This is a genomic window from Variovorax sp. GW823-FHT04F07 (genome assembly GCF_058795995.1).
This window is the reverse complement of the sequence record NZ_JBXAIG010000005.1, coordinates 1-19,729: the sequence shown is the minus strand read 5'-3', so window position 1 is coordinate 19,729 and position 19,729 is coordinate 1. Positions and strand designations below refer to the sequence as shown.

At 65.3% G+C, this 19,729-nt stretch carries 16 protein-coding genes and 2 tRNA genes; 1 reads left to right on the top strand and 17 read right to left on the bottom strand.

Features of this window, described 5'->3' with window-relative positions; translation table 11 throughout:
• Positions 1-17: 17 nt before the first annotated feature.
• Positions 18-509, bottom strand: coding sequence for a ferritin-like domain-containing protein (locus tag AC1RAA_RS21915; protein WP_447740797.1), 492 nt, complete (start codon positions 507-509; stop codon positions 18-20).
• A 266-nt stretch (positions 510-775) separates the two neighbouring features.
• On the opposite strand from AC1RAA_RS21915, the gene AC1RAA_RS21910 reads away from it, so the two are divergent.
• Positions 776-1,204 carry a low affinity iron permease family protein gene (locus tag AC1RAA_RS21910; protein ID WP_095743449.1) on the top strand — a complete coding sequence of 143 codons (429 nt, stop codon included), beginning with the start codon at positions 776-778 and terminating at the stop codon, positions 1,202-1,204.
• A 77-nt stretch (positions 1,205-1,281) separates the two neighbouring features.
• On the opposite strand, the gene AC1RAA_RS21905 is transcribed toward AC1RAA_RS21910, so the two are convergent.
• From AC1RAA_RS21905 to AC1RAA_RS21830, 16 genes are all read right to left on the bottom strand, one after another.
• Positions 1,282-1,357 (bottom strand) — tRNA-Phe (locus AC1RAA_RS21905).
• Between the two features lie 18 nt (positions 1,358-1,375).
• The gene (locus AC1RAA_RS21900) at positions 1,376-2,077 is read right to left on the bottom strand and encodes a response regulator (RefSeq protein ID WP_062480363.1); all 702 of its coding nucleotides are present in this window, start codon (positions 2,075-2,077) and stop codon (positions 1,376-1,378) included.
• 77 nt (positions 2,078-2,154) lie between these two features.
• Positions 2,155-4,485: a sensor histidine kinase gene (locus AC1RAA_RS21895; protein ID WP_062480362.1), complete on the bottom strand. Its 2,331-nt coding sequence runs from the start codon at positions 4,483-4,485 to the stop codon at positions 2,155-2,157.
• Positions 4,482-5,126 (bottom strand): DUF4390 domain-containing protein, encoded by a 645-nt coding sequence (locus tag AC1RAA_RS21890; protein WP_492732733.1) that lies wholly within the window; start codon positions 5,124-5,126, stop codon positions 4,482-4,484. Before AC1RAA_RS21890 ends, AC1RAA_RS21895 begins: the two co-directional genes overlap by 4 nt.
• A complete protein-coding gene (gene rsmB / locus AC1RAA_RS21885; protein WP_492732735.1) occupies positions 5,104-6,492 on the bottom strand; it encodes a 16S rRNA (cytosine(967)-C(5))-methyltransferase RsmB in 1,389 nt (462 codons plus the stop codon). Before rsmB ends, AC1RAA_RS21890 begins: the two co-directional genes overlap by 23 nt.
• Positions 6,493-6,586: 94 nt before the next feature.
• Positions 6,587-7,186: a LemA family protein gene (locus AC1RAA_RS21880; RefSeq protein ID WP_062479333.1), complete on the bottom strand. Its 600-nt coding sequence runs from the start codon at positions 7,184-7,186 to the stop codon at positions 6,587-6,589.
• A gap of 115 nt (positions 7,187-7,301) precedes the next feature.
• Positions 7,302-11,537 (bottom strand): DNA-directed RNA polymerase subunit beta', encoded by a 4,236-nt coding sequence (gene rpoC / locus AC1RAA_RS21875; RefSeq protein ID WP_062479330.1) that lies wholly within the window; start codon positions 11,535-11,537, stop codon positions 7,302-7,304.
• Between the two features lie 21 nt (positions 11,538-11,558).
• A complete protein-coding gene (gene rpoB / locus AC1RAA_RS21870) occupies positions 11,559-15,683 on the bottom strand; it encodes a DNA-directed RNA polymerase subunit beta (protein WP_095743426.1) in 4,125 nt (1,374 codons plus the stop codon).
• A 300-nt stretch (positions 15,684-15,983) separates the two neighbouring features.
• Positions 15,984-16,358, bottom strand: coding sequence for a 50S ribosomal protein L7/L12 (gene rplL, locus AC1RAA_RS21865; protein ID WP_070063901.1), 375 nt, complete (start codon positions 16,356-16,358; stop codon positions 15,984-15,986).
• Positions 16,359-16,405: 47 nt separating this feature from the next.
• Positions 16,406-16,945: a 50S ribosomal protein L10 gene (gene rplJ, locus AC1RAA_RS21860; protein ID WP_056584633.1), complete on the bottom strand. Its 540-nt coding sequence runs from the start codon at positions 16,943-16,945 to the stop codon at positions 16,406-16,408.
• A gap of 246 nt (positions 16,946-17,191) precedes the next feature.
• On the bottom strand, positions 17,192-17,890 hold the full coding sequence (gene rplA / locus AC1RAA_RS21855; RefSeq protein WP_062479319.1) for a 50S ribosomal protein L1: 699 nt from the start codon (positions 17,888-17,890) through the stop codon (positions 17,192-17,194).
• Entirely contained in the window at positions 17,891-18,322 is a 432-nt protein-coding gene (rplK, locus tag AC1RAA_RS21850) for a 50S ribosomal protein L11 (RefSeq protein ID WP_056584627.1), read from the bottom strand. It lies immediately after the preceding gene.
• A 141-nt stretch (positions 18,323-18,463) separates the two neighbouring features.
• Positions 18,464-19,075 (bottom strand): transcription termination/antitermination protein NusG, encoded by a 612-nt coding sequence (nusG, locus tag AC1RAA_RS21845; RefSeq protein WP_062479316.1) that lies wholly within the window; start codon positions 19,073-19,075, stop codon positions 18,464-18,466.
• Complete coding sequence (secE, locus tag AC1RAA_RS21840) at positions 19,075-19,458, bottom strand: preprotein translocase subunit SecE (RefSeq protein WP_062479313.1); 384 nt, start codon at positions 19,456-19,458, stop codon at positions 19,075-19,077. Before secE ends, nusG begins: the two co-directional genes overlap by 1 nt.
• 101 nt (positions 19,459-19,559) lie before the next feature.
• Positions 19,560-19,635: transfer RNA gene (locus AC1RAA_RS21835), tRNA-Trp, on the bottom strand.
• Between the two features lie 21 nt (positions 19,636-19,656).
• On the bottom strand, positions 19,657-19,729 hold a 73-nt coding region (locus AC1RAA_RS21830; protein ID WP_487861899.1), incomplete at its 5' end, for an EF-Tu C-terminal domain-related protein.

Genomic DNA, 19,729 nt, shown 5'->3' with positions numbered 1-19,729 from the left:
CCCGAGGTGCCGGCCGGTCAGCCCTTGGCGCTGCGGAATTGATCGCGCAGGCCCTTGATCTGGTCATGGTTGGCTTGCGCACCGTCGGCCTGGCGCTGCACCAGCATGCGCACCTCGGCCGGCAGGTCGGTCTTGAGGGCCTTGCGGTAACGCGCGAGTGCCGCGTCTTCGCCGCGCTCGCATTCCTCAAGTATCGACAGCGAGCTGTTCGCGCCAACCGCGCCCTTCACATGCACCCAGCCGCGATGCACGGCACCGCTGACCGTGCCGCCGTCGTCGGGTTTGCCGCCGAGCTGGCGGATGAGTGCGGCGAGTTCGGATGCCGCGCTGGCGCATTGCGAGGCGCGGCTTTCGAACACCGGCTTCAGTTGCGCCGAGTCGACTTCCTTCGCGCAGGCGCGAAAGCCGTACTCACCGTCGCGCGTGTTCTCCAGAAGGTCGTTCAGAACGTCGATCACCTGATCGTTGGACACCGCGTCTGCGGTGGTTGCCTGGGTATCGTTGGCCATGGGTGGTTGCTCCTTGAAGGCCGGTCGCCAAAGCGAGGGCCGGGTTGAGAAAGAAAGACTGCAATGAGCCTTCATGGTCGACACGGTGCGGGAAGCGCCCTGTCGTCTCGACCCGACGACGCGTGTAAGCCGTGTCCGAGGCCACGGCCACGCGCCGCCATGCGCCGACAGCCTCAGGGGAATTGCGATGCCATGCGAGGCGGGCCTCGGCTGACGCGCTCGCACGCACCGCCGCGGCAGCATCGCCCCGACTGGAGGACACGCGCATGGAGCGACTCTTTGATTCCTTCGCCAACACCGTCGCACGCTGGACGGGCAGCCCGGCGGCCTTCCTGGTCTGCGTGGTCGTCGTCGTGGCCTGGGCGGTCGCGGGGCCGTTTTTCGGTTTTTCGGAAACGTGGCAGCTGGTGATCAACACCGGCACCACCATCGTCACCTTCCTCATGGTGTTCCTGATCCAGAACACGCAGAACCGCGACAGCGTCGCCCTGCAGACCAAGCTCGACGAACTGATCCGCACCTCCGACGCGGAGGACGACTTCATCGGCATCGAGCGGCTCACGGACAAGGAGCTGATCGCGCTGCACGCGCGCTGCGAAGCGGCGGCCAAGCAGAGCCAAGCGACGCTGGCGAAGACGCGGGCCGAACGCAGGCGCCGCGGGCATGACGACATCAACGGGGATCGGGCCGGATAGCGGAAGCAGCATTCCCGCTACACGACCCCAGAACGCAAAAAGCCCAACCTGGGAAGGTCGGGCTTTTTGACTGAATTTGGTGGCCTGGGGCGGAATCGAACCACCGACACGCGGATTTTCAATCCGCTGCTCTACCAACTGAGCTACCGGGCCATTGTGTGCAGCCTTAAATTATACAGCGCTTCTGCGGCCTCGGGAAAGATCCACGCCCAATTGTTTGAGTTTTCTATAAAGATGGGTGCGCTCGAGGCCGGTTTTCTCGGCCACGCGGGTCATCGAACCGTTCTCCATCGCCAGGTGGAACTCGAAGTAGGCCTTCTCGAAACCGTCGCGCGCGTCGCGCAGCGGGCGGTCCAGGTCGAAGCTCTGGGTCGACTGCGGACCCGCGTCGGCCACCGGCACGGCCGCCAGCGACGCCATCAGCAGGCTGTCGCCCGTGGTCGTGATGGCGGCCGCCTGGTGGGCGCCCGTGGGCGGCGGCACCACGCCGGCGGCGGTGCGGCGGGCGCTCTCGCGCGCCAGCCCCTGCTCCACCGCCTTGAGCAGCTTCTGCAGCGTGATGGGTTTTTCGAGGAACGCGAAGGCGCCGATGCGCGTGGCATCGACCGCGGTGTCGATGGTGGCGTGCCCGCTCATCATGATGACCGGCATGCTCAGCAGGCCCGCGGTGGACCACTCCTTGAGCAAGGTGACGCCGTCGGTGTCCGGCATCCAGATGTCGAGCAGCACGAGATCGGGCCGGGCGCGTTGTCGGGCCGCGCGGGCTTCGGCGGCGTTTTCCGCGAGCTCCACGTTGTGGCCTTCGTCATTGAGAATTTCGAAGAGCAGGTCCCTGATGCCCAGCTCGTCATCGACCACGAGAATGTTTGCCATGAGTGCTGCTTGTTGTATGCGCTGGTGTGTATTGATCCGCTCCCGATCCAGCCCCTATGCGCTGGATTCGCCGGTACTCAGGCGGACGAAGATTTCGAATCTTCGGTGTGAGCGACCGCTGCCCGCGGTTCGCCTGCCAGCGCGAATGATAGCGAGACTTGCGCCCCCGCCACAGCCCCGTCGACGACACGGTTGGAAAGCTCGATGCGCGCGCCGTGTTCATCGGCGATCTTCTTGACGACGGCCAGGCCCAAACCGGTACCTTTTGTTTTCGTGGTGACGTAGGGCTCGAAGGCGCGCTTGAGGATGTTTTCGGCAAAGCCGGGGCCGCTGTCCTGCACGGTGAGGCGCACGCGCTGGCCCGAATCGCCCAGCCGGGTGCGGATGACGACCTCGCCCACCCGGCCCGTGCCGCTGGCGGCGGCCTCGGCGGCGTCCTGTGCGTTCTGCAACAGGTTGTGCACGACCTGGCGGATCTGCTGTTCATCGCCGCGCACGGGTGGGCAGCGCTCGTCGAGCTCCGAACGCAGCGTGATCGGCAGGTTCTCGGCGTGATACAGCTGCAGCACGTCGGCCAGCAGCGCATTGAGGTCGACCGGCTTGAGGTCGGCCGCGGGCAGTCGCGCGTAGTCGCGGAATTCGTTCACCAGCCGCTTCATGGCATCGACCTGGTCGACGATGGTCTTGACCGACTTCACCAGGATGGCCTGCTCGGGCGGCTCGACCTTGCCCGAGAGCTTCATCTCGAGCCGCTCGGCCGACAGCTGGATCGGCGTGAGCGGGTTCTTGATCTCGTGCGCGAGGCGGCGCGCCACCTCGCCCCAGGCCTGCGCGCGCTGGGCCGAGACGATTTCGGAGATGTCGTCGAACACCAGCAGCCGCGCGTCGCCCGGCAGCTCGGCGCCGCGCGCGACGATGTTGATGGCGTCGTCCTGCTGCGGCAGATCGTTGCCGGTGGCGTGCAGCTCGAAGGCGTGCTGCCAGTGATCGAGGCCGTGCTGCATGCGCTCGACCAGGAACTCGTCGAACTGCTGCTGCACCTTGGCGCCGAAATCGGCCAGCCCCGGCACATCGACCAGCGCCTTGCCTTCATAGGCGGCGAGCGGCGCGCGCAGCACGCGGGTGGCGCCCGGATTGGTGGACAGCACGGTGCCCTTGGCGTCGAGCACGATCACGCCCGAGGTCAGGTTGTCGAGGATGGTCTGCAGGTTGCCGCGGGCGGCGTCGAGCTGGTCCATGGTCTTCTCGACGGCGCCGCGGGCGTCGGCCAGCTGCTGGGTCATGACGGCGAACGAGCGCGTGAGGCCGCCCAGCTCGTCCTTGCCCTGCAGCACGGCGGTGGGCCGCAAGTCGCCGGCGGCCACCTGGCGCACGCCGTCGGCCAGCACGAGCAGCGGCCGTGCGAGCTGGTTGCCGAACAGCACGGCCAGCAGCACCGCGCCGAACACGGCGAGGAACAGGCTCAGCGTGAGCGTGCCGATGTACATGCGCCGCAGCCCCTCACGCGCGAGCGCACGCTCCTGGTACTCGCGGTTGGCTTCCTGCACGGCCAGCGCGTTGGCGACCACCGCCGGCGGCAGCGGCCGCGTGACCTGCAGGTAGCGCGGCGCGGTGTCGAAATCGAAGCCCGGGCGCTGCACCATGGCCAGCGCGCGCACGCTGGCGCTCGACGGCGTGGCGCTGGGCAAGGCGGTTTCCTCCAGGCCCTCGACGTGCGCAACGGCGCGGTCGGGCCGCACCTGGCGGAACTGCTGCGCCGTCGGCCGCTCGGGATTGAGCTGGAAGCGCGACGCGCCCGCGCTGGCCACCAGCTGGCCCGAACCGGTCCAGAGGATCACGTCGCTGGCTTCGAGCTGGTCGCGGATGCGCTCCAGCAGCAGCCCCGCGCTCGCGTCGGGCACCTGCGACAGCTGGGCGCTGGCGGTGCGGGTCTTGGCGGCGAGGTCGTCGGACAGCGAGTCGAGCGTGGCCCGGCCCAGGTTCAGGCCGGCATCGAGCGCGCCCTCGACCTTGACGTCGAACCAGCTCTCGATCGAGCGCGCGACGAACTGGTAGGACACCACGTAGACCAGCGCCCCCGGCACCACCCCCACGAGCGCGAAGATGGCCGCGAGCTTGATCAGCAGCCGGCTGCCGAACTTGCCCTGCCGCAGCCGCCGCAGCAGCCGGAACGCGACCCAGCCGATCACCAGCACCAGCAGCACGGCCACCACCACGTTGATGCCGAACAGGCGCACGTAGTAGCGCTCGTACAGCGCGCGGTTGTTGGTGGCCTGGGCCAGCAGGAACATCAGCACCAGGCCGATGGCCGTGACCATCGCGGCGCCGACGCCCACGGCCCAGCGCAGCGCGCGCGAGCGGCGGGCGGCAGGCGTGGCCGCGGCGCCGCTGCGCGGCTTGCTGCTCACCGCTGCTTCTCCAACGGCAGCCGGGCGGTGCGCTCGGCGGCGATGTTCCACTCGGCCTGCCCGACCATGCCGATCTGGAAAGGACGCGGCAGCTGCGAGGTGTCGAGCCGGAAGCGGAAGGTGACCTGGTGCAGTGGCTCGTCGCCGATCTCGGCGGCGTCGCCCAGCCGCAGCCGGCCGATGCGCTTGATGGCCTCGAGCGCGTCGCCGAGGCTGTCGAAGTTCTGGTTCAGCGAGATGCCGAAGCCAGCGGCGCCGGTGATCGGCACCGGCGACACATTCAGCCGCCAGCGGCGCGTGAGAGGCTGGTAGGCCAGCCGCATGTGGCGCGCCACCTGGGCGACCTTGCGGTCGGTCCAGTACCAGCGCTCCTGGAAGACCTCGGCCTCGGCCACGAAATAGATGGCGATGCCCTTGTCGAGCACGTCTTCCACCAGCGTGGGCAGTTCGAACTGCACGGCGGCACTCAGGTAGACGCCGTCGTCGGCCTGCTCCAGGCGCATCTGGGTGATGGTGGCGCCGCCGGGCTTGCCCTGGGCGGTGGCGGCGACCGGAAACAGGGCCATCCACAGGGCCGAGGCCAGCCACAGGCCGGCCAGCAGGATCGACCGGCGGCCGTCAGTGCGGCGCGGGTTTTTCAAGCAGGGCGTAGAAGAAGCCGTCGTGGTCACCAGAGGGATTGTCCGGGACGCCACGGGCATTCGCCCCACTTTGGGGTAGCAAGTGTCCCGGGGACGGCAGCAAACGGGCGTCGGTGTTGCGTACAAGAAACGCATCAATTTGTTGCGAGCCTTCTTCGCGGAACACGGAACAGGTGCAGTAAAGCAGCCGGCCGCCGGGCCGCACGAGCGGCCACAGCGCGGCCAGAAGCATCGCCTGCTGGGTCGCCAGCTGGGCGGTGTCGCTCTCGCGGCGCAGCCAGCGCACGTCGGGATGGCGCCGCACGATGCCCGAAGCGGTGCACGGGGCGTCCAGCAGGATGGCGTCGAACAGGGCGCCGTCCCACCAGTCGGCGGTGCGACCGGCGTCGGCCACCACGACCTTGGCCTTCAGGCCGAGGCGCGCGAGCGTCTCGTCTATGCGGCGGCTGCGCACGGCGTCGACCTCCAGCGCGGTCACCTCGACGGCGCCAGGGCCGGCCCGTTCGATCAGGTGGGCGGTCTTGCCGCCGGGGGCGGCGCAGGCGTCGAGCACACGCAGCGGCGCGGCGCCGGGCGTGGCCGGCAGCAGGCCGTCGAGCAGCAAGGGGGCCGCGAGTTGCGCGGCGGCGTCCTGCACCGAGCAGGCGCCGTCGGCGAAACCGGGCAGCTGCTGCACCGGGCGGGCCCGGGCCAGCTGCAGGCCGTCGGCGCCGACGCGCGTGGCCGCGAGGCCCACCGCTTCCAGTTCCAGCAGGTACGCGGCCGGCGTCGATTGCAGCGCGTTGACGCGCAAGGTCATCGGCGCCTGGGCGTTGTCGGCCGACAGCACGCGCTGCCAGTCGCGCGGATGGTCGCGCTTGAGGCGTTCGATCCACCAGCGCGGATGGTTCCACTGCGCGACCGGTTCGGTGTCGGTGGCGGCCACGAGCTCGTCGCGCTCGCGCAGGAAGCGGCGCAGGCAGGCGTTGATGAAGCTGGCCTGTGCCCGCGTTGCCGGGTTGCGCTTGGCGGCTTCCACGGCCTGGTCGACCAGCGTGAAGGGTTCGTAAGGGGCGTGGTCGCTGTGCCAGGCCAGCGCGAGCGCGGTGCACAGCAGGGCGTCGGGCAGCGGCGGCGGCGTGCGCTTGGCCAGGTGCCGGCGCAGCGCCTCGGCGCGGCCGAGCCAGCGCAGCACCTGGAAGCCGAGCGCCTGCACGCCGGGGCGCAGTGTGGGCTCGACCGCCTCGAACGCGACGGTGCCCGAGGTGCCGGCGCGAATCGACGCCAGCGCCCCTGCGGTCAGTTGCAGTTGGCGCCAGAGCGGCGGTTGTTGCGGCGCCGAGGAGGCGCTGCCCGAAGAGGGGTCGGAGGAAAGATCTGCTGGCAAGTTGGAGCCGATGGTAACGGGCGAGAAAGACAGCACGCCGCGCGGTGGGAATGGAAACGAAGGCGTTACCCGCCTGTCGTCGGGTCGAGGCAGGTCAGAGCAAGGGCGCCGCAGGCCGCAGTCGCACGATCCAGGCCACCAGCAGCGCCGGGAACTGGGCAATGCCCGCGTTGTACTGCGCCACGGCCTGGTTGAACTGGCCGCGCGCGATTTCCGCCGCCGCCGAGGGCTCGGGCCAGGCGATGGGCGCAGCCGGATCGGACGCGCCACCCAGGCCGGGCATCAGCGGCGCGGGCCGCGACAGCGTGCCGTCCGCGTCGAACACGGTGACCGCGCCCGGGTACTGGCGCCGCCATGCGGCGATGAGCACCTGCAGCGCAGTGGCCAGCGCCGCCATGCTGCCCGGGTCGAGCGGGCGCACCCGCGTCGCACCGAGCAGGGTCGCGAGCTGCGTCGTGGCGGCCTGCAGCGGCGCCACGGTGGGCGCGCCTTCGGGCGGCGACTCGGGCCGGGGCGCGGCGGTGATGCTGGCCTGGACGAAATCCAGCTGCTTGCGCAGTGCCACGTCGAGCACCGCGTAGGCCTGGAGCACGGCCGCGCGCAGACGCACCAGCCGGTTGTAGGCGCCCACGAACCAGAACAGCAGCAGCGCGACAACGAGCCATCCGGCCAGCGAATCGGGCAGGACGCTCATCGGAAACAGAACCTCTTGGTCATCGGTCGGAACCCTGCGAACACAAAGAAAAACGCCCCCCGACCGGAGCGGTCGGAGGGCGTGGGCAACCGGTCATGCCGGTGATGCTAACCAGTTATTCGGTCGCAGCGCCTTCGTTGGCGTCCACCGTGCTGGTCGCTGCATCGCTGTCGCCGGAGCCGGCCAGTTCGGCGGCTTCCGACTCGGCGATGGCGCGGCGCTCGGCCTCGTCCATGGCGTCCTTGACCTTGCGGGCCTGGTGGTACGCCATGCCGGTGCCTGCGGGAATCAGGCGACCGACGATGACGTTTTCCTTCAGACCGCGCAGCTCGTCGCGCTTGCCCATGATCGCGGCTTCGGTCAGCACGCGCGTCGTTTCCTGGAACGAAGCCGCCGAGATGAACGAGTCGGTCGACAGCGACGCCTTCGTGATACCCAGCAGCAGGTTGGTGAACGTCGCGGGGATCTTGCCTTCGGCGCGCAGGGCGTCGTTGGTGTTGAGCATTTCGCTGCGTTCGACCTGTTCGCCGGAGATGTAGCTCGTGTCGCCGATGTTGTCGACCACGACGCGGCGCAGCATCTGGCGAACGATCACCTCGATGTGCTTGTCGTTGATCTTCACACCCTGCAAACGGTACACGTCCTGCACTTCGTCCACGATGTAGCGCGCGAGTTCTTCCGAACCCAGCAGGCGCAGGATGTCCTGCGGGTCCGCCGGACCGTCGACCACGCTTTCGCCCTTGTTCACCACCTGGCCTTCGTGCACCAGGATGTTCTTTTCCTTCGGCACGAGGTCTTCGTAGACGCCGCCTTCGGGATCGGTGATCTGCAGGCGGATCTTGCCCTTGGTCTCTTTACCGAACGACACGGTACCGGTCATTTCGGCCAGCATGCCCTTGTCCTTCGGCGAACGGGCTTCGAACAGCTCGGCCACGCGCGGCAGACCGCCGGTGATGTCTCGGGTCTTCTGACCTTCGACCGGGATGCGTGCCAGCACTTCGCCGGGGCCCACGTCCTGGCCGTCGCGGATCTGCACCAGAGCGCCGATCGGGAAGCCGATCGTCACCGAGTGGTCGGTGCCGGGGATCTTCACTTCCAGGCCTTGGGCGTCGATCAGCTTGACCTGCGGACGCACGACCTTGGCAGCGCCGCGGCGCTTCGGGTCGATCACGACCAGGGTCGACAGACCGGTCACTTCGTCCACCTGCTTGGCGACCGTCAGGCCCTCCTCGACGTTCTCGAACTGCGCCTTGCCGGCGAACTCGGTAATGATCGGGCGGGTCAGCGGGTCCCAGTTGGCGAGCACGTGGCCGGCCTTGATCTGCTGGTCGGCCTTGACCGTCAGCGTGGCGCCGTACGGCACCTTGTGACGCTCGCGCTCACGGCCGTGCTCATCATGGATGACGATCTCGCCCGAACGCGAAATCACGACCAGCTCGCCCTTGCTGTTGGTCACGTAGCGCATCGTGGCGTTGAAGCCGATCGAGCCGTTCGACTTGGCTTCCACGCTCGAGGCGATGGCAGCGCGCGAAGCGGCACCACCGATGTGGAAGGTACGCATCGTCAGCTGCGTGCCGGGTTCGCCGATGGACTGGGCAGCGATCACACCGACGGCTTCGCCGATGTTGATCAGGCCGCCGCGGCCCAGGTCGCGGCCGTAGCAGGTCGCGCAGATGCCGAAACGCGTTTCGCAGGTCAGCGCAGTGCGGACCTTGACTTCGTCGACGCCCTGGGCTTCCAGTGCTTCGATGTTGTCTTCGTCGAACATCTCGCCGGCCTTGAGCAGCACCGAACGGTTTTCCGGGTGCAGCACGTCATCCGCGGCCGAGCGGCCCAAGATTCGGTCGCGCAGCGACTCGATCACTTCACCGCCTTCGACGATGGCGCGCATCAGGTAGCCGCCGTGCGTGCCGCAATCCTGCTCGGTAACCACCAAGTCTTGCGTCACGTCGACCAGACGACGGGTCAGGTAACCCGAGTTCGCCGTCTTCAGCGCCGTGTCGGCCAGACCCTTACGGGCACCGTGGGTGGAGATGAAGTACTCCAACACGTTCAGGCCTTCGCGGAAGTTCGCGGTAATGGGCGTCTCGATGATCGAGCCGTCCGGCTTGGCCATCAGGCCCCGCATACCGGCCACCTGGCGAATCTGCGCTGCGGAACCGCGGGCACCGGAGTCGGCCATCATGTAGATGGAGTTGAACGACTCCTGCTCGACTTCCTTGCCGTGGCGGTCGATGACCTTCTGCTTCGAGAGCTTGGCCATCATGACCTTCGACACTTCGTCGCCGGCCTTGCCCCAGATGTCCACCACCTTGTTGTAGCGTTCGCCGGAGGTCACGAGACCGGAGACGTACTGCTGTTCGATCTCCTTCACTTCCTTGGCCGAGCGCTCGATGATGCCGTGCTTTTCAGCGGGCACCAGCATGTCGTCGATCGCGATCGAGATGCCGGCCTTGGTCGCCAGGCGGAAGCCGTTTTGCAGCAGCTTGTCGGCGAACACGACGGTCTCTTTCAGGCCGCACTTGCGGAACGAGACGTTGATGAGCTTGGAGATTTCCTTCTTCTTCAGCGCCTTGTTGATGTTCGAGAACGGCAGGCCCTTCGGCAGGATCTCGGACAGCAGGGCACGGCCCACGGTGGTGTCCACGAGCGAGGTCGACGGCGTGAACACGCCGGTTTCCTTGTCCTTGGTGTACTCCGTGATACGCACCGCGACCTTGGCGGTGAGTTCGACTTCGTTGGCGTCCAGCGCGCGCTGCACTTCACCGATGTCGGAGAAGATCAGGCCCTCGCCCTTGCCGTTGATGCGGTCGCGGGTCGTGTAGTACAGACCCAGCACCACGTCCTGCGAAGGAACGATCGACGGTTCGCCCGAGGCCGGGAACAGCACGTTGTTGGAGGCCAGCATCAGCGTGCGGGCTTCCATCTGTGCTTCCACCGACAGCGGCACGTGGACAGCCATCTGGTCGCCGTCGAAGTCGGCGTTGAAGGCCGCGCAAACGAGCGGGTGCAGCTGGATGGCCTTGCCTTCGATCAGGATCGGCTCGAACGCCTGGATGCCCAAACGGTGCAGCGTAGGCGCACGGTTCAGCATGACCGGGTGCTCTTTGATGACCTCTTCCAGGATGTCCCAGACCACCGGCGTGCCCGATTCGACTTCCTTCTTGGCAGCCTTGATCGTCGTCGCGATGCCCATGGCTTCCAGGCGCGAGAAGATGAAGGGCTTGAACAGCTCGAGCGCCATCAGCTTGGGCAGGCCGCACTGGTGCAGCTTGAGCGTCGGGCCCACCACGATGACCGAACGGCCCGAGTAGTCCACGCGCTTGCCCAGCAAGTTCTGGCGGAAACGACCGCTCTTGCCCTTGATCATGTCGGCCAGCGACTTCAGCGCGCGCTTGTTGGCGCCCGTCATGGCCTTGCCACGGCGGCCGTTGTCCAGCAGCGAGTCGACCGCCTCTTGCAGCATCCGCTTTTCGTTGCGCGCGATGATTTCCGGAGCCTTCAGCTCCAGCAGGCGGCGCAGACGCGAATTGCGGTTGATGACGCGGCGGTACAGGTCGTTCAGGTCGGAGGTCGCGAAGCGGCCGCCGTCCAGCGGCACCAGCGGACGCAGGTCCGGCGGCAGCACGGGCAGCACTTCGAGCACCATCCACTGGGGCTTGATGCCCGACTTGCGGAAGGCCTCGAGCACCTTCAGGCGCTTGGAGTTCTTCTTGACCTTGACTTCGGAGCCGGTCAGGTCGCCGCGCAGGCGTTCGATCTCGCTGTCGAGTTCGATGCCTTCGAGCAGGTCCTTGATGCCTTCGGCGCCCATCTTGGCGATGAACTCGTCACCGTATTCCTTGCGCTTGGCGTCGTAGTCGTCCTCGGACATGATGCCGAACTTCTTCAGCGGGGTCATGCCGGGGTCGGTGATCACGTACGCTTCGAAGTACAGCACGCGTTCGATGTCGCGCAGCGTCATGTCGAGCACGAGGCCCAGGCGCGACGGCAGCGACTTCAGGAACCAGATGTGGGCGCAGGGCGCGGCCAGGTCGATGTGACCCATGCGCTCGCGACGCACCTTGGTCTGCGTGACTTCAACGCCGCACTTCTCGCAGATCACGCCGCGGTGCTTCAGGCGCTTGTACTTGCCGCACAGGCACTCGTAGTCCTTGATGGGGCCGAAGATCTTGGCGCAGAACAGACCGTCGCGCTCGGGCTTGAACGTGCGGTAGTTGATCGTCTCAGGCTTCTTCACCTCGCCGAAAGACCACGAACGGATCTTCTCGGGCGAAGCCATGCCGATCTTGATGGCATCGAAATGCTCATCGGGCGTGAATTGCTTGAACAGGTCGAGTAGCGATTTCATAAGACTCTTTCCCTTTTCAACTTAGGAACGCTCGAGCTCGATGTCGAGACCCAGCGAACGAATTTCCTTGACCAGCACGTTGAACGATTCCGGCATGCCGGCTTCGATCGAGTGCTCGCCCTTGACGATGCTTTCGTACACCTTGGTACGGCCTTGCACGTCGTCGGACTTCACGGTCAGCATTTCCTGCAGGACGTAGGCGGCGCCGTAAGCTTCCAGCGCCCACACTTCCATTTCACCGAAACGCTGGCCGCCGAACTGCGCCTTGCCGCCCAGCGGTTGCTGCGTGACGAGCGAGTACGGGCCGGTCGAACGGGCGTGCATCTTGTCGTCCACCAAGTGGTGCAGCTTCAAGAAGTGCATGTAGCCGACGGTGACGGGACGCTCGAACTGGTCGCCGGTGCGGCCGTCGTACAGGTAGGCCTGCGTGCGCGTCTCGGTCAGGCCCTTGAGCTTGGCGATGTCGTCCGGATAGGCGAGCTTGAGCATGCCGCGGATTTCTTCTTCCGAGGCGCCGTCGAACACCGGCGTCGCGAAGGTCGCGCCGCTTTGCAGGTTGGCCGCCATGGCAAGCAGCTCGGTGTCGCTCAGCTGGTCGAGCTCTTCCTTGCGGCCCGAGCCGTTGTACAGCTGCTCCATGAACTTGCGCAGCTCGGCCACCTTGGCCTCTTGCTGCAGCAGGTCACCGATGCGCTGGCCGATGCCCTTGCCGGCCCAGCCCAGATGCACTTCGAGCACCTGGCCCACGTTCATCCGCGAAGGCACGCCCAGCGGGTTCAGGCAGATGTCGCACGGCGTGCCGTCGGCCATGTGGGGCATGTCTTCGACCGGAACGATCTTGGACACCACACCCTTGTTGCCGTGACGGCCGGCCATCTTGTCGCCGGGTTGCAGGCGGCGCTTGACGGCCAGGTAGACCTTGACCATCTTGAGCACGCCCGCGGGCAGCTCGTCGCCCTGTGTGAGCTTCTTGCGCTTTTCTTCGAACGCGAGGTCGAAGCTGTGGCGCGTCTGCTCGAGCGAGTTCTTGATCGACTCGAGCTGCGAGGCCACGTCGTCTTCCGCCGGGCGGATGTCGAACCAGTGGAACTTCTCGACCGACGACAGGTAGGCCTTGTCGAGCTTGGTGCCCTTGGCCAGCTTGTTCGGGCCGCCGTTGGCGACCTTGCCGGTCAAGAGCTTCTCGATACGGTCGAACGCGTCGGCTTCGACGATGCGCAGCTGGTCGTTCAGGTCGAGACGGAAGCGCTTGAGTTCATCGTCGATGATCTGCTGGGCGCGCTTGTCGCGCTGGATGCCTTCGCGGGTGAACACCTGCACGTCGATCACGGTGCCTTGCGAGCCTTGGTCCACACGCAGCGAGGTGTCCTTCACGTCGGAAGCCTTCTCGCCGAAGATGGCGCGAAGCAGCTTCTCTTCCGGCGTCAGCGTGGTCTCGCCCTTCGGCGTGACCTTGCCCACCAGCGTGTCGCCCGGCTGCACTTCGGCGCCGACATAGATGATGCCGGATTCGTCGAGGCGGTTGAGCTGCTGCTCGGCCAGGTTCGGGATGTCGCGCGTGATTTCCTCGGCGCCCAGCTTCGTGTCGCGGGCCATCACCACCAGCTCCTCGATGTGGATCGAGGTGTAGCGGTCTTCGGCGACGACGCGTTCCGAGATCAGGATCGAGTCTTCGAAGTTGTAGCCGTTCCAGGGCATGAACGCGATCAGCATGTTCTGGCCGAGGGCCAGTTCGCCGAGGTCGGTCGATGCGCCGTCGGCCACCACGTCGCCCTTGGCGATCTTGTCGCCGCGCTTGACGATGGGGCGCTGGTGGATGTTGGTGTTCTGGTTCGAACGCTGATACTTGATCAGGTTGTAGATGTCCACACCGACTTCACCGGCAGCCGCTTCAGCGTCGTTCACGCGCACCACGACACGGGTCGCATCGACGTAGTCGACGATACCGCCGCGGGTGGCCGTGACCACGGTGCCCGAGTCGACCGCGGAAACGCGCTCGATGCCGGTACCGACCATCGGCTTTTCGGGACGCAGCACAGGCACGGCCTGACGCTGCATGTTGGCGCCCATCAACGCGCGGTTCGCGTCGTCGTGCTCCAGGAACGGCACGAGCGAGGCGGCCACCGACACGATCTGCGCGGGCGACACGTCCATGTACTGGATGCGCTCGGCACCGACCAGGATCGATTCGCCGGCTTCACGCGCCGAGACCAGGTCGCCGGTCAGCTTGCCGTCCTTGTCCAGGACCGCGTTGGCCTGGGCGATGACGTACTTGCCTTCTTCGATGGCCGACAGGTAGTCGATGTCCATCGTGACCTTGCTGTCGACCACGCGGCGGTACGGCGTCTCGATGAAGCCGTACTCGTTCAGGCGGGCGTACAGGGCCAGCGAGTTGATCAGACCGATGTTCGGGCCTTCAGGCGTTTCGATCGGGCACACGCGACCGTAGTGGGTCACGTGCACGTCGCGCACTTCGAAGCCGGCACGTTCACGCGTCAGACCACCCGGGCCAAGGGCCGACACGCGGCGCTTGTGGGTGATTTCGGACAGCGGGTTCGTCTGGTCCATGAACTGCGACAGCTGCGACGCACCGAAGAATTCCTTCAGCGCGGCCGAGATCGGCTTGCTGTTGATCAGGTCGTGCGGCATCAGCGGCTCTTGCTCGGCCTGACCCAGACGCTCCTTCACGGCCTTCTCGATACGTGCCAGGCCGGTGCGGTACTGGTTTTCGGCCAGTTCGCCGACGCAACGCACGCGGCGGTTGCCCAGGTGGTCGATGTCGTCGACTTCGCCATTGCCGTTGCGCAGGTCCACGAGGATCTTGACCACGGCCAGGATGTCTTCGTTGGTCAGCACCATCGGGCCGGTCGATTCGTCGCGGCCGACCTTGGCATTGAACTTCATGCGGCCCACGCGCGACAGGTCGTACGTGTCCGGGTTGTAGAACAGGCGCTGGAACAGGGCCTGCACCGCGTCTTCCGTCGGCGGCTCGCCGGGGCGCATCATGCGGTAGATGGCCACGCGCGCGGCGAACTCGTCCACCGTTTCGTCGATGCGCAGCGTCTGCGAGATGTACGCGCCTTGGTCCAGTTCGTTCGTGTAGATGACCTGGATGTCCTGCACGCCGGCCGTGCGCAGCTTCTTGAGCAGCGCTTCGGTCAGCTCGTCGTTGGCCTTGGCCAGGATTTCGCCGGAGTCGGCGTCGACGATGTTGCGGGCGATGACGCGGCCGACCAGGAAGTCTTCCGGCACGCTGATGTGCGTGGTGCCGCCCTGCTCGAGTTCACGCGTGTGGCGCGCGGTGACGCGCTTGTCCTTGGCGACCACGACCTTGCCCGACTTGTCGGTGATGTCGAAGCGCGCGACTTCGCCGCGCAGGCGCTCGGAGACGAACTCCATCTGCGCGCCGCTGTCCATCAGGCGGAAGTTGTCGTTCACGAAGAAGTTCGCGAGGATCGATTCCGGGTTCAGACCGATGGCCTTCAGCAGGATCGTGACCGGCATCTTGCGGCGACGGTCCACGCGGAAGTACAGCATGTCCTTCGGGTCGAATTCGAAGTCGAGCCACGAACCGCGGTAGGGAATCACGCGGGCCGAGAACAGCAGCTTGCCCGAGCTGTGCGTCTTGCCCTTGTCGTGTTCGAAGAACACGCCGGGCGAACGGTGCAGCTGCGAGACGATCACGCGCTCGGTGCCGTTGATGATGAACGAACCCTTGTCGGTCATGAGCGGCACTTCGCCCATGTAGACCTCTTGTTCCTTCACTTCCTTGACCACCTTCGACTGCGAGGTCGACGACTCGCGGTCATAGATGATGAGCTGCACCTTGGCGCGCACGGCCGAGGCGAAGGTCAGACCACGGGTCTGGCACTCACGCACATCGAACGCCGGCTTCGCCAGGTTGTACTCGAGGAACTTCATCTCGACAAAACCGTTGTGCGAGACGATCGGGAAGGCAGCGTCGAACGCGGCCTGCAGGCCTTCGACGGTGCGGTGCTTGGGGGCGATGCCGGCTTGCAGGAACGCGGTGTACGCGTCTTTCTGCATCTGCAGCAGGTAGGGGATTTCGACGACGCTGTCGCGGTTACCGAAACTTTTTCGGATGCGCTTGCGTTCGGTGTAACTGTACGCGGACGATTGGGCCATGAGAGCTCCGGTGCTTGAGATCTTCAGCGACTTGTCAGCAGTGCCGGGCGAACGGCACCACTGCTTGGCGGCTGGCCACTACCAGCCGTTGGCGGACGGCGATGCATTGCACATCGCCCGAACCAAGGGGTCTTCTGCAGTCGGGTTCAGAAGACACTCAAAAACGTCTTGGCTTTTGCTTTTTCATCGACCTTTCGGTCTCTGAGAAAACCGGCGCCAAGCCGGCTTTTGGGTGCGCTCTGAAAGCGGCAAAGGCTGGAGGGCCTTTTCAGGCACCTCCAGCCCTCTAGGGGGTCTGAATTACTTCAGTTCCACCTTGGCGCCGGCATCTTCCAGCTTCTTCTTGGCGGCTTCAGCGTCAGCCTTCGACAGGCCTTCCTTGACAGCCTTGGGAGCGGCTTCCACCAGGTCCTTGGCTTCCTTGAGGCCCAGGCCGGTGATTTCGCGCACGGCCTTGATCGCCGACACCTTGTTCGCGCCAGCATCCATCAGCATGACGTTGAATTCGGTTTGCTCTTCAGCGACTGCAGCAGCAGCGCCACCGCCGGCAGCGGGTGCCGACATGGCTGCGGCGCTCACGCCAAACTTCTCTTCGATGGCCTTCACCAGGTCGTTGAGTTCCAGGACCGTCATTGCGTCGAGCGCGGTCAGAAATGCGTCTTTATCGAATGCCATTTTTGTTTCCTAACAATTGGGTTGAATATTCAAAAACGAGGGCGCGCTCAGGCGGCCTGCGCTTCTTCTGCCGGTGCATCGGCGACGGGTGCAGCTTCGCCACCACCACGCTTCTCGGCCAGCGCCGCGAGCACGCGGGCGGTACGAGAAATCGGGGATTGCATCAAGCCCAGCAGTTGCGCCAGCAGCACTTCCTTGGAAGGGATGTTGGCCAGTTGCTTCACGCCTTCGACGTCCAGGGCCTTGCCACCGAATGCGCCACCGCGAATCACCAACTTGTCGTTGGTCTTCGCGAAATTGGCCACCACCTTTGCGGCAGCCACAGCGTCTTCGGAGAAGCCATAGATCAGCGGACCGGTCATCTGGTCGCCGACGATCTCAAACGGGCTGCCAGCGACAGCACGGCGAGCCAGCGTGTTCTTCAGAACACTCAGGGTCACACCGTTGCTGCGCGCTTCGCTGCGCAGTTTGGTCATATCGGCCACCGTGATGCCACGGTATTCCGCCATCACGAGCGTTTGAGCTTTTGCGGCGAGGCTGGTCACATCACTGATGACCGCTTCTTTCTCACTGCGATTCAGACTCAAGGTCTACTCCTTTTAATGCGACCTTCGGCCGGGGCCTCGGATCGCGCTTCATGCAGCGACCAACTGTTTCGGAACAAAAATCAAATTCCTTGCAGTGGGGTCGCCATCTGCGCTGGATACCGGAAAGATCGATCCGGCCATTAAGTGCAGCGCCCTGCACACCAGCGGTCTTGGATGGCTCGCGGCAACCGAAGCTGCCGCGACCCACCACATCTGCCCTCTCCTTGCGGGATCGGGCAAATCTCTTTAGCTCGCCGAGATGGTTTGCGTGTCCACGCGGACACCCAGACCCATGGTCGACGACACAGCCACCTTGCGCAGGTACACGCCCTTGCTGGTCGCCGGCTTGGCCTTGACCAGAGCGTCGATCAGCGCAGCGAGGTTGCCTTGCAGCTTGTCGTTGTCGAACGAGCGACGGCCGATCGTGCCGTGGATGATGCCGGCCTTGTCGACGCGGAACTGGACCTGGCCAGCCTTGGCGTTCTTGACAGCGGTGGCGACGTCAGGCGTCACGGTGCCAACCTTGGGGTTGGGCATCAGGCCACGCGGGCCGAGGATCTGGCCGAGCGTACCGACGACGCGCATGGCATCGGGGGCAGCAATCACGACGTCGAAAGGCATGTCGCCAGCCTTGACCATCGCAGCCAGGTCGTCCATGCCGACGATATCGGCGCCGGCGGCCTTGGCTTCTTCAGCCTTGGCGCCTTGGGCGAACACGGCGACGCGCTTGGTCTTGCCGGTGCCGTTCGGCAGCACGACAGCACCGCGAACCACCTGGTCCGACTTCTTCGCGTCGATGCCCAGTTGCACGGCCACGTCGATCGATTCGTCGAACTTGGCGGTGGCGGCATCCTTGACGATGACGATGGCGTCAGCCAGGGGATACAGCTTGTTGCTGTCGACCTTGCCTTGCAGCGACTTTTGCTTCTTGGTGATCTTGGACATTTACACGCCCTCCACATTCACGCCCATCGAGCGGGCCGAGCCGGCGATGGTGCGAACTGCTGCGTCGAGGTCGGCGGCAGTCAGGTCCTTCATCTTGGCCTTGGCGATTTCTTCGAGCTGAGCGCGCGTGATCTTGCCGACCTTGTCGGTGTGCGGACGGGCCGAGCCCTTGTCCAGCTTGATGGCCTTCTTGATCAAGGTGATCGCCGGGGGCGTCTTGATGATGAAGGTGAAGCTCTTGTCAGCGAACGCGGTGATGACCACCGGCAGCGGCAGACCCGGCTCGACGCCTTGGGTTTGCGCGTTGAACGCCTTGCAGAACTCCATGATGTTCAGACCGCGCTGACCCAGTGCGGGACCGATCGGCGGGGACGGGTTGGCCTTACCAGCTGGCACTTGCAGCTTGATGAAGCCGACGATTTTTTTCGCCATGCTTTGCTCCTTGCGGGTGATATCGCCTTGGCTCTCGCCGCGGCTCCCCGGGGTTAAACGACTCTTCGATCAAGGCCGCGCGCCGAGTCGGACAACGCGCAGCCGGAAACTGGCAGGCCCGCCCGAAGGCAGGCCACGGGATCAGGTCTTCTCGACCTGACCGAATTCGAGCTCCACAGGGGTGGCGCGGCCGAAAATCATGACCGACACGCTGACCTTGCTCTTCTCGTAGTTGACGTCTTCCACCGTGCCATTGAAGTCGGTGAACGGGCCTTCCTTGACGCGCACGAACTCACCCACGGTGAACTCGACCTTGTGGCGCGGCTTCTCGGTGCCCTGCTGCATCTGGTTGACGATGTCCTCGACCTCTTTCTGCGAGATCGGGGCCGGACGGTTCTTGGCGCCGCCCACGAAACCCGTCACCTTGTTGGTGTGCTTCACCAGGTGCCAGCTCTCGTCGTCCATGATCATTTCGACCAGCACGTAGCCCGGGAAGAAACGGCGCTCGGTGGTGCGCTTCTGGCCGTTCTTGATCTCGACCACTTCTTCGGTCGGAACCAGGATGCGGCCGAACTTGTCCTGCATGCCGGCGCGGGTGATGCGCTCGGTGATGTTGCGCTCGACAGCCTTTTCCATGCCCGAGTAGGCATGCACCACGTACCAACGCAGATCAGGGTTGGCAGCGGGGGTCAGGAGAGGGTTCTGCTCCTCTTCCGGCGTGCTCTGCGTGGTTTCAACTGCGTCGTCGGTCATTATTTTCTCCAGCCCAGAATGAGGTCAAAGAACACCCATTCGAGCGTCTTGTCGGTGAGCCAGAGGAAGACGGACATGATCGCCACGAAGGCGAACACATAGGCCGTCATCTGCATCGATTCCTTGCGGGTCGGCCACACGACCTTCTTGACCTCGCGCCACGAGTCACGACCGAAAGCCCACAGCTGACGGCCATTCTCGGAGCTGCCGAAGGCGCCCACGGCCGCGGCCAGGCCGACCAGCAGCGCAGCCCATTGCACCAGCGAGCCTTGGCGCGACAGCAGGTAGAACGCCACGATGGCGCCCACTGCCAGCACCACCGCCGCAGCCAGCTTGGCTTTGTCGGCACCCGTGCTCACGGTTTCGATTTGAGAAGTGGCCATGTCGGCTGATTTCCTGTGACCTCGCGGCCTTCAATTCAATGCGTCTCTTGAGACGCCGAAGCCCATCGGATCGCGATGGGCTTGTCGGGGTGCCACCTAGGTGGCAGGGGCAGTAGGAATCGAACCTACAACCTTCGGTTTTGGAGACCGACGCTCTGCCAATTGAGCTATACCCCTCCGGTACTCTTTACGCTCGGCTTAGATGTCGAGGATCTTGGCCACGACGCCCGAACCCACGGTACGGCCGCCTTCACGGATGGCGAAGCGCAGG

Bases quoted from the DNA above. Each gene is read 5' to 3' on its own strand.
- AC1RAA_RS21880 (WP_062479333.1), bottom strand. From the start codon at position 7,186: ATGAGCGTCCTGCCCGATTCGCTGGCCGGATGGCTCGTTGTCGCGCTG.
- rplL (WP_070063901.1), bottom strand. From the start codon at position 16,358: ATGGCATTCGATAAAGACGCATTTCTGACCGCGCTCGACGCAATGACG.
- secE (WP_062479313.1), bottom strand. From the start codon at position 19,458: ATGGCCACTTCTCAAATCGAAACCGTGAGCACGGGTGCCGACAAAGCC.
- AC1RAA_RS21910 (WP_095743449.1), top strand. From the start codon at position 776: ATGGAGCGACTCTTTGATTCCTTCGCCAACACCGTCGCACGCTGGACG.
- nusG (WP_062479316.1), bottom strand. From the start codon at position 19,075: ATGACCGACGACGCAGTTGAAACCACGCAGAGCACGCCGGAAGAGGAG.
- rplK (WP_056584627.1), bottom strand. From the start codon at position 18,322: ATGGCGAAAAAAATCGTCGGCTTCATCAAGCTGCAAGTGCCAGCTGGT.
- AC1RAA_RS21900 (WP_062480363.1), bottom strand. From the start codon at position 2,077: ATGGCAAACATTCTCGTGGTCGATGACGAGCTGGGCATCAGGGACCTG.
- rpoC (WP_062479330.1), bottom strand. From the start codon at position 11,537: ATGAAATCGCTACTCGACCTGTTCAAGCAATTCACGCCCGATGAGCAT.
- rplA (WP_062479319.1), bottom strand. From the start codon at position 17,890: ATGTCCAAGATCACCAAGAAGCAAAAGTCGCTGCAAGGCAAGGTCGAC.
- AC1RAA_RS21915 (WP_447740797.1), bottom strand. From the start codon at position 509: ATGGCCAACGATACCCAGGCAACCACCGCAGACGCGGTGTCCAACGAT.
- rpoB (WP_095743426.1), bottom strand. From the start codon at position 15,683: ATGGCCCAATCGTCCGCGTACAGTTACACCGAACGCAAGCGCATCCGA.